Source organism: Actinosynnema sp. CA-299493, assembly GCF_050946825.1.
Taxonomy (GTDB): domain Bacteria; phylum Actinomycetota; class Actinomycetes; order Mycobacteriales; family Pseudonocardiaceae; genus Actinosynnema.
In genome coordinates this window covers 3,402,422-3,416,642 of sequence record NZ_CP191993.1, presented here as the reverse complement: position 1 = coordinate 3,416,642, position 14,221 = coordinate 3,402,422, and the positions used below count along the sequence as shown (strand labels likewise).

At 74.8% G+C, this 14,221-nt stretch carries 9 protein-coding genes; 4 read left to right on the top strand and 5 right to left on the bottom strand.

Going from position 1 to position 14,221, the window contains the following annotated elements; translation table 11 throughout:
• Positions 1-3 precede the first annotated feature (3 nt).
• The 5 genes from ACQPYE_RS15735 to ACQPYE_RS15715 all read right to left on the bottom strand — a co-directional run bounded on the left by ACQPYE_RS15735 (position 4) and on the right by ACQPYE_RS15715 (position 4,231).
• Positions 4-231 (bottom strand): 4Fe-4S dicluster domain-containing protein, encoded by a 228-nt coding sequence (locus ACQPYE_RS15735; RefSeq protein ID WP_123741971.1) that lies wholly within the window; start codon positions 229-231, stop codon positions 4-6.
• 203 nt (positions 232-434) lie between these two features.
• On the bottom strand, positions 435-1,196 hold the full coding sequence (locus tag ACQPYE_RS15730) for a GntR family transcriptional regulator (protein WP_498722003.1): 762 nt from the start codon (positions 1,194-1,196) through the stop codon (positions 435-437).
• Between the two features lie 231 nt (positions 1,197-1,427).
• Entirely contained in the window at positions 1,428-2,636 is a 1,209-nt protein-coding gene (locus tag ACQPYE_RS15725) for a vanadium-dependent haloperoxidase (protein ID WP_498722001.1), read from the bottom strand.
• Positions 2,637-2,823: 187 nt separating this feature from the next.
• Positions 2,824-3,993, bottom strand: a complete 1,170-nt coding sequence (locus ACQPYE_RS15720; protein ID WP_498722000.1) for a thiopeptide maturation pyridine synthase — start codon at positions 3,991-3,993, stop codon at positions 2,824-2,826.
• A 70-nt stretch (positions 3,994-4,063) separates the two neighbouring features.
• A complete protein-coding gene (locus tag ACQPYE_RS15715; RefSeq protein WP_498721998.1) occupies positions 4,064-4,231 on the bottom strand; it encodes a hypothetical protein in 168 nt (55 codons plus the stop codon).
• A 340-nt stretch (positions 4,232-4,571) separates the two neighbouring features.
• On the opposite strand from ACQPYE_RS15715, the gene ACQPYE_RS15710 reads away from it, so the two are divergent.
• The 4 genes from ACQPYE_RS15710 to ACQPYE_RS15695 are packed head-to-tail and all read left to right on the top strand — an operon-like array spanning position 4,572 to position 14,110.
• Positions 4,572-9,536, top strand: coding sequence for a beta-ketoacyl synthase N-terminal-like domain-containing protein (locus ACQPYE_RS15710; protein ID WP_498721997.1), 4,965 nt, complete (start codon positions 4,572-4,574; stop codon positions 9,534-9,536).
• Positions 9,478-11,850, top strand: coding sequence for an SDR family NAD(P)-dependent oxidoreductase (locus ACQPYE_RS15705; RefSeq protein ID WP_498722921.1), 2,373 nt, complete (start codon positions 9,478-9,480; stop codon positions 11,848-11,850). The genes ACQPYE_RS15710 and ACQPYE_RS15705 overlap by 59 nt, the downstream gene beginning before the upstream one ends.
• Positions 11,847-13,124: a cytochrome P450 gene (locus tag ACQPYE_RS15700; protein WP_498721996.1), complete on the top strand. Its 1,278-nt coding sequence runs from the start codon at positions 11,847-11,849 to the stop codon at positions 13,122-13,124. The genes ACQPYE_RS15705 and ACQPYE_RS15700 overlap by 4 nt, the downstream gene beginning before the upstream one ends.
• Positions 13,121-14,110 (top strand): SDR family NAD(P)-dependent oxidoreductase, encoded by a 990-nt coding sequence (locus tag ACQPYE_RS15695; RefSeq protein WP_498721994.1) that lies wholly within the window; start codon positions 13,121-13,123, stop codon positions 14,108-14,110. Before ACQPYE_RS15700 ends, ACQPYE_RS15695 begins: the two co-directional genes overlap by 4 nt.
• Positions 14,111-14,221 lie beyond the last annotated feature (111 nt).

Here is a 14,221-nt window from a genome sequence, read left to right as displayed (position 1 = left end):
CCCTCAGCGCAGCAGGTAGGGCATGTTGACCTCGACCGCGCCCGTCGGGCAGCGCAGCGCGCACGGCCCGCAGTACCAGCACTCGTCCACGTGCATGAACGCCTTGCCGGTCTCGGGGTTGATCGCGAGCGAGTCGAGCGGGCAGACGTCCACGCACAGGCGGCAGCCCTCGATGCACAGCGACTGGTCGATGGTCACCGGCACGTCGGCGCGGTTGTTCACTAGGGCCACGGAGTTCTCCTGGGATTCGTCACCGGGTGGGCGGGGGCGTGCGGAACCGCGCCACGTCCGGAGCGGACGCGGCGGAAGCGGTGGGTGTGCGGGGAGCGGTGGGTGCGCCGGGGTGGACGCGGCGTGAGGTGCGGTGGGTCAGCGACAGAGGGCGCTGGCCTGGCGGCGCAGGTCCACGTGCAGTCGGAACCGCGGTGCGACGTTCACCGCGCCTCCCCCGACGGCGTGCGCCGCAGCTCGGCGCGCATGGTGAGCCGGTCGCCGCGCATCCGGATGAACTCCAGGTCCACCGGGCGGCCGTCGGCGAGGTGGCTCAACCGTTCCACGACCAGCAGGGCGGAGCCGCGCGGGACCTCCAGCACGGCGGCCGAGTGCAGGTCGGCGTTCACCGCCTCCAGCGTCACCGCCGCCGCGCCGAGCCGCAGCCCGGTGGTGCGCTCGATGAGCGAGAAGATGTCCTGGTTCTCCAGGTCCTCGGCCAGCAGCGGTTCGCCGACGTCGCGCGGGAGGTAGGTCAGGTCGAGCGACAGCGGCAGCCCGTTGAGCCTGCGCAGCCGTTCCACGTAGACGACCTGCTCGCCCTCGGCGAGCCGCAGCCGCTGCGCCACCGGGCCGGGCGGTCGGACCAGACCCGCGGTCCGCACGTCGTTGCCGACCTCGCCGTGCTCGTGCAACGTCTCGGCCAGCCCCATCAGCTGGTTCAGTCCGTGCGCGTACTTCTGCGCGACCACCACCGTGCCTACGCCGGGCACGCGTTCGATCAGTCCTTCCTCGCGCAACAGGTCCAACGCCTCGCGGATGCCGTTGCGCGACGCGCAGAACTCCGCCGCGAGGAACCGCTCGTCGGGCAGCACGCCGTCGGGGAAGGCGCGCTGCACGACGAGCTGGCGGATGACGTCGGCAGCCTGTCGCGCCCGGTCGGCGCGCAGGCGCCGCTCCGTGGGACTCGGTCGGGGGCTGCTCATGCGGCACAGTCTGCGGTCCCGTCCCGAGTTGCTCGGTAACGACCGCATTACGCCACCTGAATCGCCGTGTTTCCTGGGACAACGGCGCTGTTCCGCCACCTCCGACCACGTCCACATCGTGGACAGCCGTTCTCCGCCTCGGGAGGCCGCGAACCGCGCCGGTGTCAAGGAGTGCCCGGCTGGTGGACGATATCGACCACCAGCCGGGCAGCACCGCGATCGGGCTCGGTCTCAGCCCAGGAGCGAGGCGAACCGGCTCAGGCCGAACTGGGCGACGCGGCGACCGAGGACGACTCCCGCCTCGTCCGCCGTGCGCGTGTGGATGCCGGACCAGACGCGCGCGTCCACGTTGTCCTTCGTGAGCTCGGCCCACCGCTGGTAGGTCCGGGTGACGCCGGGCGCGGTCGGGCTGGTGGCGGTGAACGGCCGGCGGGCGGACGGTCCGGCGAACGCGGTCAGCACCACCTCGGCCGCACCGGCGTAGGTGTTGTGGCCGCTCGGGTAGTCCGGGTGCGCGGGCGTGGCGTGCAGCGGCGTCCACTGTGGATCGACCGTCGTCCGGATGGCGGTGACCGGCCGCCAGCGCAGGTGGGCGTACTTCGTGTCCGAGGTCGCGATCTGGGTGTCGACCAGGATCACGTGGAACGCCGCGATCAGCGCGGCCCGGCGGGCGGTCGACCCGCCGGTCCGGTCGACGGCCGCGCGCAGCGGTTCGGTGTAGCCGACCAGCGAGCCCTGGAGCCAGAACTGCGCGGTCGCGGTCTGCGCCGCCGTGCGCACGGTGCTGTTCACGGCCCCGTAGGCACGCACCTCCGCCACGTCCGCCTGGTCGCGTGGTGAGCCGAGGGCGGGCGGCGGCGCCAGGCGGAACTGGTCGGGGCGGGCGAGCAGGAACGGCCGGGCCAGCCGGTTGCCCGCTTGCTGCGGCGGCGTGAGCGAGGGCGGCGTCGGCTGCCAGACGCCCGGCGCCGGCGCGGGCACCTCGAACGGCGCGTTGACCGAGGCCGGGTCGAGGCCGTCGCCCGCGCGTTCGGCGAGCAGGTCGCCCGCCTCCCTGAGACCGTCCGCCACGCCGAGGTCGCGCTGCCCGCTCGGCGGGAGGCGGTCGAGCGTCGTGCGCAAGGCGGCGTCCAACTCCGCCTCGCGGGCGGGGGCCAGTGCCACCAGGGCGGTGTGCACCGCCGACGCCACCGCCGCGTCGACCCGGTCGCGTTGTGCGCCGGGGATGTCGTGCGCGGCCCGTGCGGCGGCGAGCCAGCCGATCGCCCACGTCCGGCTGTTGGTCGACTGCGCGGACGCGCCCGCCGCGGCGACCGTCGCCGCCGTCACGTCGAACCACTCGGCCACCACGTCCACCCGGCGCTGCGGCGACCCGCCCGCCGGGGTCGCGCCCACCGCCGCGAAGACCACTGCGAGCACCAAGACCAGAACTCTGTTCATGCCCGAGAGCATTGGGACGCAACGGATGCGCTGTCCATGCCGCCCACATGGCGGGAGCGGCCCCCACCGCCCCGCTACTGTTCCCCCCGGGCGCCACCCGAAATGTCGGTGTCAGAGCAGGTTGCCGTGCCCGGTGCGGGCCGGTTCGCCGATCTCGTGCTCCTGCCCGGTGAGCCCGCCGGCTCGGTCAGGTCACCGGGTTCGGGTGGCTTTCCGCGTAGGTCCGGACGGTGTCCGCGGCGGAGACGCCGCGGATCTCCTCCACCGCGTTCGCCGCCGCGTGGCAGGTGCGGAAGCGCTGGAACGGGGTCAGGCCCAGCCGGTTGACCTGGAGGTAGGTGCAGGTGAGGAGGAACCGGTAGCGGAGGAAGTCCGGGGTGCGGAGCACGGTGTCCCGGTAGGCGTGGTTGCCGAACATCAGCGCGTGCATCGGGGCGACAGGCCGGGGGCGAGGCGGGTCGGCGGACGGTTCGGCCCACGGCTCGGCCGGCGGTTCGGCCGGCGGTTCGGCCGGCATCGGGGGGAAGACCAGGCCGCGCTTGATCAGCGGGTCGACGCGGCGGCCGTACTCGTGGCACCGGGCGGCCCACCGGCGGGCGTACGGCGAGGTGTTCGCGCTGCCCTCCAGGGTGGCGAGCACGGCCCGCGTCCGGGCGACCAGGGCCTCCCGGTGCGCTTCGTAGTGCGCGTCGAACGCCGCGCGGACGGCCTCCGGGTCGGCGCACGAGTACCGGAACCCCTCGGCGTGGGCGCGGTAGGAGGCGAAACCGGCGGTGATGGGCGGGCACGCGGCGACCGTGGTGGCCAGCACCAGCTCCAGCGCGATCAGCTCCTTCGCGTCGTCTCCCGCGCGGACCCGGTCGAGCATCCGGAACAGCAGGTTCGTGCTCTCGGACGCGAACGCGGCCATCAGCTCGCCGGTCTCCGCGCTGCGGATCACGTGCGGCCGGGTGTCGTAGGGCTGCTCGTGGATGGAGTTGTCCGGGAACCACGGCACGAGCGGCCCGCGCTCCCGCTCGCGTCGGGCCAGGAGCCGGTGCTGGGCCAGGTCGTGCTCGAAGTCGGGCTCCGCCGTGGACGGGTGCGTGGCCAGGTACTCGCCGACCACGGCCTCGATGCGCGGCCGGACCACGCGTGCCCACGTCTCCGGGTCGGTCTTGGCGAACAGGCGCAGGTGCGGGCCTTGGCGCCAGTGCCGGGTGAGGTAGAGGCCGGCCACGCGGGAGCGCAGGTGCTGGAAGACGGGGCGCACCGCGTCGAGGATGAGCCGGTCCTTGTCCGGGTCGTAGTAGTGGACGTGCAGGCCGTGCCAGGTGGTCCGGGTGTCCCGGCGGGTGCGTTCGGTCTCGACGGTCACAGCGGTGCCACCTCGTCGTGTGGTGGAGCGCAACGACGTCCGACGCCGACGCGGCACCCCGGTCTCCCGGTCAAGGAACGACCTCGCGCCCCAAGCCGCAACCGCACTCGCACTCACCGTCCTCGCCGGCCGCGCCGAGCTCGGTCAGCCCGTACCCCTGCGTGAGCTCTTCCGGACCCACCGGCGGCACGGCACCGAGCGTCTCGACCAGGACCGGCACGGGCTCGGGCACACTCATCGGACCACTTCCGGAGTCGGGATCGTCGTTGTCCGCGAACGGGATCGCGGACACCTGGTCCAGTGCAGCACGACCGATCCGGTATCCGACGACAAATCACCCGTGCGGGTTGCCCGGGCAGACCTCGCGGACGCCCCACCGCGCCGACCAGGTGGTGCCGCCTCGCGGGCGGCGAACCGGTCCTCGACGACACGGCGGGCCGACTGCGGGCCGAGGTGGAGGCGTGACCGCCGGCCTTCGAACACCGGTCCGGGTGAACCTGGCGGTCTGCGTTGGCGGGCCCGTGCGGCGGCCGGCAAGGCTGTGGGCGGACCGGGCCGGCGGTGGCGAAGGGTGAGGCGTGCACACTGGGAACCATCACGAGGACCACTCCGTCGCCATCGTCGGCGCGGCCTGCCGGCTGCCGGGCGGGATCGCCGACCTCGACGGGCTGTGGCGGGCGCTGGTCGACGGCCGGGACCTGGTCGGCGAGGCGCCCGCGGACCGGTTCGACCTCGACCGGTTCACCGACCGGGACCTGCCGCGACCGGGCAAGGGCTACACCACGGCGGGCGGGTACCTGGACGACCTCGCGGGCTTCGACGCGGTGCACTTCGGCATCTCCCCGAAGGAAGCCGGCCAGATGGACCCGCAGCACCGGTTGCTGCTGGAGCTGGCGGCCGAGGCGCTGGACGACGCCGGTATCGCGCGCGAAGCCGTCGCGGGCAGCGACACGGCGGTGTTCGTCGGCATCTCCGACAACGCCTACGGCGGCCTCCAGATGGTCGACCCGCGCCGGATCAACGCCTACACCATGTCCGGCGCCGCGTCCTCGATCGCCGCCAACCGCATCTCCTACTGCCTCGACCTGCGCGGACCGAGCATGGCCGTGGACACCGCCTGCTCGTCGTCGCTGGTGGCGTTCGACCAGGCGTGCCGGGCGGTGCTGGGCGGCACCAGCCGGGTGGCGCTGTGCGGCGGGGTGAACGCGCTGGTCAGCCCCTACCACTACGTGGGCTTCTCGCAGGCGTCGATGCTGTCGAGGAAGGGCCGCTGCGCGGCGTTCTCCGCCGACGCCGACGGGTTCGCGCGCGCCGAGGGCGGCGGGCTGGTCGTGCTCAAGCGGCTCGCGGACGCCCGGGCCGACGGCGACCGCGTCCACGCCGTGGTCCTGGCGGGCGGCAGCAACAGCGACGGCCGCACCGCGGGCCTGTCCCTGCCCAACGCCGAGACCCAGGAGGAGTTGCTCCGCGCGGTCTACGCCAGGGCCGGGCTGCACCCGGACGAGGTCGCCTACTTCGAGGCGCACGGCACCGGCACGCCCGTGGGTGACCCGATCGAGTGCACCGCGATCGGCCGGGCGCTGGGCCGCCACCGCACCACCGGGCCGCTGCCGATCGGATCGGTCAAGAGCAACGTCGGCCACCTCGAACCGGCCTCCGGCATCGTCGGCCTGCTCAAGGCCGTGCTGGTGCTGCGGCACCGGCTGATCCCGCCGTCGCTGCACGCCGACCCGCCCAACCCGGACATCGACTTCACCGGCCTCGGCCTGGAGGTGGCCACCGCGCCGCGGCCGATCCCCGGCGACGACCGGATCGTGGCCGGCGTCAACTCCTTCGGCTTCGGCGGCGCCAACGCCCACGTCGTGCTGGCCTCGCCCCCCGCGCCGGAACCGGTCGAGCCCCGGGGCGACGAGCCGCGCCCGGTGCTGGTGTCGGCGAGCTCGCCGGAGGCGTTGGAGCAGGCCACCGCCGACCTCGTGGACCACCTCGGCCGCGCCGGTGACTTCTACGACCTCGCCTACACGACGTGCGTGCGCCGAGGCCACCACCGGTACCGCCGGGCGGTGCTCGCCAGCACCCCGGCGGAGGCCGCCCGCCTGCTGCCCGACGCGACGCCGGTCGAGGCCGTCGGCGAGGGCCGGGTCGGGTTCGTCTACTCCGGCAACGCCTCGCAGTGGGCCGGCATGGGCGCGGACCTGCTGTCCGACAAGGACTTCCGGGTCGCCGTGGAACAGGTGGACACCGCGCTCACCGCGTACCTCGGCTGGTCCGTGCTGGACCGCCTCACCACGGTCACCGAGGACGAGCTGGCCGCCACCGAGGTCGCCCAGCCGCTGCTGTTCGCCGTCCAGGTCGGCGTCACGGAGGTCCTGCGCGCCAACGGCATCGTGCCCGCGGCCGTGCTCGGCCACAGCGTCGGCGAGGTCGCCGCCGCCTGGGCCGCCGGCGCGCTGTCCCTGGACCAGGCCGCCTGGGTGATCGCCGAGCGCAGCCGGGCCCAGGCGCCGACCGCCGGTGGCCGGATGGCGGCGGTGCCGCTGTCCCCCGAGGAGCTGCGGCGGCTGCACCCGGCGGCGGAGGTCGCCGGGATCAACACGCCGGGGGACGTCACGGTCGCGGGACCGGCGGACGCCGTCGCGGCCCTGGTCGCCGACCTGCGAGCCCACGAGGTCGCCTGCACCGACCTCGGTTTGGACTACGCCTTCCACACCGCCGCGATGGACGCGGTCCGCGAACCCCTGTGCGCCGCGCTGTCCGGCCTGGCCCCGGCCGCCACCACCATCCCCCTGATCTCCACCGTCACCGGCGCCGCGGTCGACGGCGCGGAGCTGGGCGCGGACTACTGGTGGCGCAACGTCCGCGAGCCGGTCCGCTTCGCCGACGCCGTCACCCACGCCCTCGCCGACGGCGTGGACGTGCTGGTCGAGATCGGCCCGCACCCCGTGCTGCGCGGCTACCTGCGCAAGCTCGCCGCCGCGCGACCGCGGACCCCGACCGCGGTCGTGCCGACCCTGCACCGCGACGCCGACGGCCCGGCCGCCACCCGCACCACCGTGGCCACCGTGCTCGCGGCGGGCGGCCGGGCCGACCGCGACCGCTACTTCCCGACCCCCGGGCGCGTCACCGACCTGCCCGCCTACCCCTGGCAGCGGGAGCGGCACTGGGAAGGCACTCCCGAGCACTGGCTGCGCACCAGCGGCGACGGCCTCGTCCACCACCCCATGCTCGGCGAGCGGCTGCCGTCGCCGCAGCCGTTGTGGCACGGCCCGGTCGAGCCGGTGCGGGTGCCCTGGCTGGTCGACCACCGGCTGGCCGGCTCGGTGGTGATGCCCGCCGCCGGCTTCGTGGAGATGGCCCTCGCCGCCGGCAACCGGGCCCTCGGCCACCCGGTCGAGGTGCGGCACCTGGAGATCAGCCGCCCCCTGGTGGTGCCCTGGCCGGACGCGGCGAGCGTGCACACGCAGGTCTCGGTCGACCCCCGCGCCGGCACCGTGACCATCACCAGCACCCACGGCGCCGATCCCGATCCCCGTCCGCACGTCCGAGGTCGGGTCCGCCGGTTGATCGGCCGGGCGCCCGCGCCGCAGGACGTCGGAGCCCTGCGCGCCGGGCTGACCCGCCGCGTCGACGGCCCGGACCAGTACGCCGAGCTGGACGGGCACGGCCTCAGCTACGGTCCCGCCTTCCAGGTGCTCACCGAACTGCTCGTCGGCGGCGGTCGGGTGCTGGCCTCCTACCGGCACGACGGCCCGGTGTGCGACTTCGTGCTGCACCCCGTGCTGCTCGACGGGGCCATCCAGGCGGGGGCACCCCTGATCAGCGGCGAACTGCGAGTGCACGCGTTCCTGCCTGCCGCGTTCGACGCGCTGCGAGTCTGGCGCACGCCGGCGCCCGAAGGCCTGGTGCACGTCCGGGAGCGGATGCCGACCGCGGCGGAGGCGTGCTGGGACATCACCGTGCTGGACCCCGACGGCACCGTCACCGTCGAGGTCGAAGGCGCCCGGCTGCGCCGGATGGCCGGTGTGCACAGGACGGAGATCCGGCGTGGGCACACCGTGCTGCGCGCCGCGCCGCACCACGACGAGCCGGCGCCGCCGAGCCCGTTGCCCGGCGCGGGCGCGCTGCTGGCCGCCGCACGGCCCAGGATCGAGGAACTGCGGAAGACCTCCGAAGCCGGACTGGCACGCGCCGCCGAGCTGACCGGGTCGGCCGTGGCGCACCGCATCGCCGAAGCGGTGCGCGGCTCGCTGCCGGGCGCGGTCGAGTTCTCCCTCGACGACCTGGTGGCCTCGGGCGTGCTGACCGAGCACCTCCGATTCGTGGAGCTGCTGCTGCCGACGCTCGTGGACGCGGGTCTCCTGCGGGCGGTCGCCCCCGGGAGGTGGCGGTTCTCCGAGAACGTCCCGGACGCGGACGGGCTCCTGCGCCAGGTCTTGGCGGAAGTACCGTCGTCCGCGGCGGAAGCACTGGTCACCCTCACCGTCCTCCACGACGTGGCCGGGCTGCTCCGGGGTGGGTCCGACCCACTGGAGCGGTTGGCCACCGACGAGAACCAGCGGCTGCTGGCCCAGTCCGCCGACCTGGGACCGGTCTGCCGCTTCCACAACCTGGTGGTCCAGGAGTTGGTGCGGCACGTGGTCCGGAACTGGCCGGCGGACCGGCCGCTGCGGATCCTGGAGGTCGGCGCGGGCGCCGGCGGGCTCACCGCCGCGGTGCTGCCCGTGCTGCCCGCCGACCGCGCCCGCTACACGTTCACCGACGTGTCGTCGCACTCCGCCTCCCGCGTCGAACAGCGGTTCGCCGACCACGAATGGGTGGAGTACGGCACCTTCGACCCGGATCGGCCGGTGACCGGGCAGGGGTTCAGCGAGGGCGCGTTCGACATCGTGCTCGCCGCCAACGCCCTGCACACGGCCAAGGACCTGACCCGGGCGCTGACGAACGTCGCCGCCCTCCTGGCGCCCGGCGGCAGGTTGATCGCCTGCGAATCGCACAACCCCGTCGTGCTCGCACCGGTCTTCGGGTTGTCGGACGGCTTCTGGCACGCCGAGGACCGGGAGCTGCGGCCGGACACCGTGCTGCTCGACCGCGACCGGTGGCCGGACCTGTTGCACCGCACCGGTTTCACCGACGTCGTCCAGACCGGCGTCGGGACCGGGAGGCTCCACCGGGACTTCTCGGTGCTGATGGCGACGGCGCCGCACACCGACCGCAACCGGCCCCCGTTGCCGCCGGGTGACCCGGCGCAGCGCTGGACGCTGCTCGCCGAGACCCCCGCCGAGACGTCGCTGGCCGAGCACACCGCACGGCTGCTGCACGTGGCCGGCTGTCCCGAGCCGCGGGTCCGACCGGCCGCGGGGGTGGACGCCGGACGGCACGGACCCCGTGCTGATCCTCGGCGACCCGGCAGCGCCGCTCCTGGAGCGGACCACGCGGTGCGCCGCGCTGCTGCGGTCGATCGCCGAACAACCCGGCGCGGGCGCCGTGTGGCTGGTGACCAGGCCTTGCGGCGCGATCCCGACCGAAGTCGAGGCGGCCGGTGACGCGGCGGTCTGGGGCGTGGCACGGGTGCTGGCCAACGAGTGCCCCGACGTGGCGGTGCGCCGCGTCTCCCTCGCCCGTACCGGCGACTCCGCGGAGCGGCTCGCCAGGGAACTGCTCGCCCCCAGCGCGGAGGACGAGATCGCGCTCACCCCTCATGGCCGGTTCACGCCGCGCGAGGTCGACCTGCCCGACACGCTGCCGGATCCCGTCGCGTACCGGCTGGAGGTGCGTTCGCCCGGCTTGTCCTACGAACTCGGCTGGCGCGCGGTCGAACGCCCCGAACCGGGGCCGGACCAGGTGCGGGTCGCGGTGCGGGCCGCCGCGCTGAACTACCGGGACGTCATGCAGGCCACCGGGTTCCTGCCCGCGGAGAGCTACGGGTTCACCGGCCCGCACGCGCCCGGGCTGGAGTGCGCGGGCGTGGTGACGGCGGTCGGCGCCGGGGTGACCCGGTTCGCCGTGGGCGACCGGGTGGCCGGGCTCGCGCCGGGCTCGCTCGCTTCCGAGGTCGTGGCCCCGGCGCGGTCGCTGATGCCGATCCCCGGGTCGATGACCGACACCGAGGCGGCGACGATGCCGGTGGTGTTCGGCACCGTCGTCTACGGCCTCGGCCGGCTGGCCAGGCTGGAGGCGGGCGAGACGGTGCTGGTGCACGGCGGGGCGGGCGGTGTCGGGCTGGCCGCGCTCCAGTACGCCCAGGCCCGCGGCGCCACCGTGATCGCCACCGCCGGCAGCCCCGTCAAGCGGGCCCTCCTGCGCACCCTCGGTGTCGAGCACGTGCTGGACTCCCGCAGCCTCGACTTCGCCGTCGAGGTCCGCCGCATCACGGGCGGGCGAGGGGTGGACGTCGTGCTCAACTCCCTGGCCGGCCCGGCGATCGCCCTCGGTCTGGAGCTGCTGCGCCCCGGCGGCCGGTTCGTCGAGCTCGGCAAGCGCGACATGTACGAGGACAACGACCTCCCGCTGCGCCCCTTCGTCAACAACCTGGCCTTCTTCGGCGTCGACCTGTCCGCGCTGTCGACCGACCCGGTGGTCGGCGAGCAGCTGCTCGCCGAGGTGATGGGCGGAACCGGCTACCGACCGCTGCCGCACACGGTCCACCCGGCCGGGCGGATCGGCGAGGCGTTCCGGCAGCTCCAGCACTCCTGGCACGTCGGCAAGGTCGTGGTGTCCTTCGACCCCGGCGCCGAACCGGTGACGGCGACGGGCACGCCGGCGGCGCCCAGCCTCGATCCCGACGGGACGTACCTGGTCACCGGCGGGCTGAGCGGTTTCGGCGCGGCCACCGCGCGGTGGCTGGCCGAGCGCGGGGCCCGGCACCTGGCCCTCGTCGGACGACGTGGCGCGGACTCGCCCGGAGCGCCGGAGCTGCTCGCCGAACTCACCGCCCGCGGCTCGCACGCCACGGCGCACGCCGCCGACGCCGCCGACCCGGTGGCGATGCGCCGGATCATCACCGAACTGGACCCGCCGCTGCGCGGTGTCGTGCACGCCGCGATGCACTTGGACGACGCGCCGCTCACCGAGCTGGACGACGATCGCCTCCACGCCGTGCTCAGCCCGAAGCTCGGCGGCGCGGTCGTGCTCGACGAGCTGACCAGGGACCTCGACCTGGACCTGTTCCTGCTCTACTCGTCGGCCGCCGCGCTCGTCGGCAACCTCAAGCAGGCGCCCTACGTCGCGGGCAACCTGTTCCTGGAGGCCCTGGCGCGCCGCCGCCATGCCCACGGCCTGCCGGGCACCACCATCGCGTGGGGCGCCATCGGGGAGACCGGCTACGTCGCCCGCACCGGGATGGAGGCCGCGATGTCCGCGCTCGGGTTGGACCCGATCACACCGGCGGACGCGCTCCACGCGGTGGGGGAACTGCCGGCCTCGGCACATCCGGTGGCCTTCGTCGGCCGGTTCAACTGGCCGAGGTTGAGCACCCTGATGCCCACCTTGCGCACGCCGCGGTTCGGCGCGCTGGTCCGGCAGTCGGACGTGGGCGCCGGCGAGCGCGAGGAGGAGCTGATCCGCCGCCTCGCCCAGCTGCCGGAGGAGGAGGCGGTCGCCCTCATCGCCGGGCAGGTCACCTCGCTGCTCGGCGAGGTGCTGCGGATGGACCCGGCCGCCATCGACCACCACCGCCGCGTCGACCACTACGGCATGGACTCGCTGATGGCCGCCGAGCTGCTGGTCTCCGCACGCCGCCGCTTCGACGTCGAGATACCTCCCCTGGAACTCGCCCGGTCCGGTGGCACGGTCGCCGACATCACCGAGCTGATCCACCTGCGCCTCGGCCTGCGTCGTCCCGGAAGGACCTCCTCATGACCTCACGTCGACCGGCACGGGCCTCGCTCGTGGACACGATCGCGCTCGGCGCGCTGGTGCTCGTGCCCACGCTCGCCCAAGGAGCGATCCTGCGCCGGCGGCGGGCGGTGGGACTGGCCGCGCGGTGGGACACCAACGACTGGGCGTGCCGGCTGCTGCGCCGGCTGCGCGACAAGCACGGCACGGGACCGCTGCTGGTCAAGGTGCTGCACCGCCGGGTGTTGCTGCTGCTGTCACCGGAGGACGCCCGGCACGCGCTGGCGCAGACCACGGTCTCGCTCACCGCCGCCAGCCGGGACAAGGTCGCCGCCCTCGGCCACTTCGAGCCCGGCGCGGTGCTGCTCTCGCGCGGCCTGATCCGGGAGGAGCGCCGCCGCTTCAACGAGTCCGTGCTCGACTACCCCGAGACCGACCACCGGCTGTGCCCGTCCTTCGACGCCGCCGTCCGCGCCGAGGCCGCCACGCTGATCGACCGCACCACCGGGCGCGGGGCGGAGCTGACCTGGGACGAGTTCGCGCGCGCCTACCGGCGGATCGTGCGGCGGGTCGTGCTGGGCGACGTCGCCCAGGACGACGACCAGCTCACCGCGCTGCTCGACGCGCTGCGCGCCGACGCCAACTGGTTCCGGCTGCGCCCGCGGCGCGACGCGGTGCGCGGGCGGTTGTGGGACCGGGTGCTCGGCTACCTCGACGCCGGGTCCGGCGGGCTGGCCTCGTGCGTCGCCGACGCGCCGCAGACGACGCTGACCCTGCCGCAGGCGCAGGCGCAGCACTGGCTGTTCGCCTTCGACGCCGCGCCGATCGCCACCTTCCTCGCCCTGGGGCTGCTGGCGGGGCACCCCGACCGCGCCCGCACCGACCACGACTACCTGCGCGCGTGCGTGCGGGAGTCGTTGCGGCTGTGGCCGACGACCCTGGCCATCCTGCGCGACACCACCCGGCGCACGACCTGGTCCGACGGCAGCACCGTGCCGGAGGGGACCGCGGTCGTCTACCACAGCTCCTACTTCCACCGCGACGACAGCCGCCTGCCCCAGGCCGACCGGTTCGAGCCGGAGGCGTGGCTGGACGGGCGGGCGGCGCGGGACTGGGCGCTCGCGCCGTTCAGCCGGGGTCCGGCCGAGTGCCCCGGGCAGCACCTGGTGCTGTTCACCAGCGCCACCCTGCTCTCGGCGCTGCTCGACCAGGGGCTGCGGCAGGTCGGCGGCGTCCGGTTGACGCCGGATCGCCCGCTGCCCCGCACGGCCGACCACCACGCGCTGCGGTTCGCGTGAGCCGGGTGCTCGGGCGGCTGCTCTTCTCCCGCTCACGGGTGCGCCCGGCCCGGTTGCGCCGGGCGGTGCGGGACCGGGTCGTGGTGGTCACCGGCGCTTCGCACGGCGTCGGCAGGCAGACCGCGCGGATGCTGGCCGAAGCGGGCGCGACGGTGCTCGTGCTGGCCCGGTCGGCACACCTGCTGGTCGAGCTGGTGGAGCAGATCCGGGCGCGCGGCGGGCGGGCCGACGCCTACCCGGTCGACCTCGCCGACTTCACCGCCGTGCGCGAGGTGGCCGAGCGGATCCTCGCCGAGCACGGGCCGGTCGACGTGCTGGTCAACAACGCGGGCAAGTCGATCCGCCGCTCGGTCGAGCTGTCGGGGCGGCGGTTCCACGACTTCCGGCGGCTCACCGACGTCAACTACCTCGGCCCGCTGCGGCTCACGCTCGAACTCCTGCCGGCCATGCGCGCGGCCGGGCACGGCCGGATCGTGTCGGTGTCCACCTTCGCCACGCGGATGCCGGCGTTCCCCCGGTGGGGCGGCTACCAGGCGTCCAAGGCGGCGTTCGACGTGTGGTTGCGGGCGCTCGCGCCGGAGGTCGCCGGTGACGGCGTCCGGGTCGTGCCGGTCTACCTCGGGCTGGTGGACACCAGGATGAGCGCGCCGCTGCTGGCCACGCGCCGGGTGCCGGCGTTGGACGTCCTGGACGCGGCGCACACCGTGTGCGCCGCCGTGTGCACGCGGCGGCACAGCCTGGGTCCGTGGTGGTGCCTGCCGGCCGAACTGGGCGCGGGGTTGGTCTCCCGGCCGCTGCGGGCGGTCCTCGCGTGGTGGTACCGCCGCGGTCGCGACACGCCGGCCGCCCGCGCGTCGGTGGGCCGGCCGCTCCCGGAGCCGACGCGGGAGTCACTGCCGGAGTCGATCCCCGAGTCGCCGCCGGCCCTGGTCGAGCACCGATCGGTGTTCCGGCGGGTGCGGCTCGACGGGTCCGAGCAGCCGTGACCACGGGGAGTGAGCACGGGTCACGCGCCCGGGTAATGGCCGGTCACCCGGGCCGGCGCGGATCATGGCCGCGGACCGAGGTCCGGTGTCCCGGCCCCGACAGGCGCGAGC

Excerpts from the sequence above, each read along its gene's own strand:
- ACQPYE_RS15730 (WP_498722003.1), bottom strand. The coding sequence starts at position 1,196 with ATGAGCAGCCCCCGACCGAGTCCCACGGAGCGGCGCCTGCGCGCCGAC.
- ACQPYE_RS15725 (WP_498722001.1), bottom strand. The coding sequence starts at position 2,636 with ATGAACAGAGTTCTGGTCTTGGTGCTCGCAGTGGTCTTCGCGGCGGTG.
- ACQPYE_RS15715 (WP_498721998.1), bottom strand. The coding sequence starts at position 4,231 with ATGAGTGTGCCCGAGCCCGTGCCGGTCCTGGTCGAGACGCTCGGTGCC.
- ACQPYE_RS15700 (WP_498721996.1), top strand. The coding sequence starts at position 11,847 with ATGACCTCACGTCGACCGGCACGGGCCTCGCTCGTGGACACGATCGCG.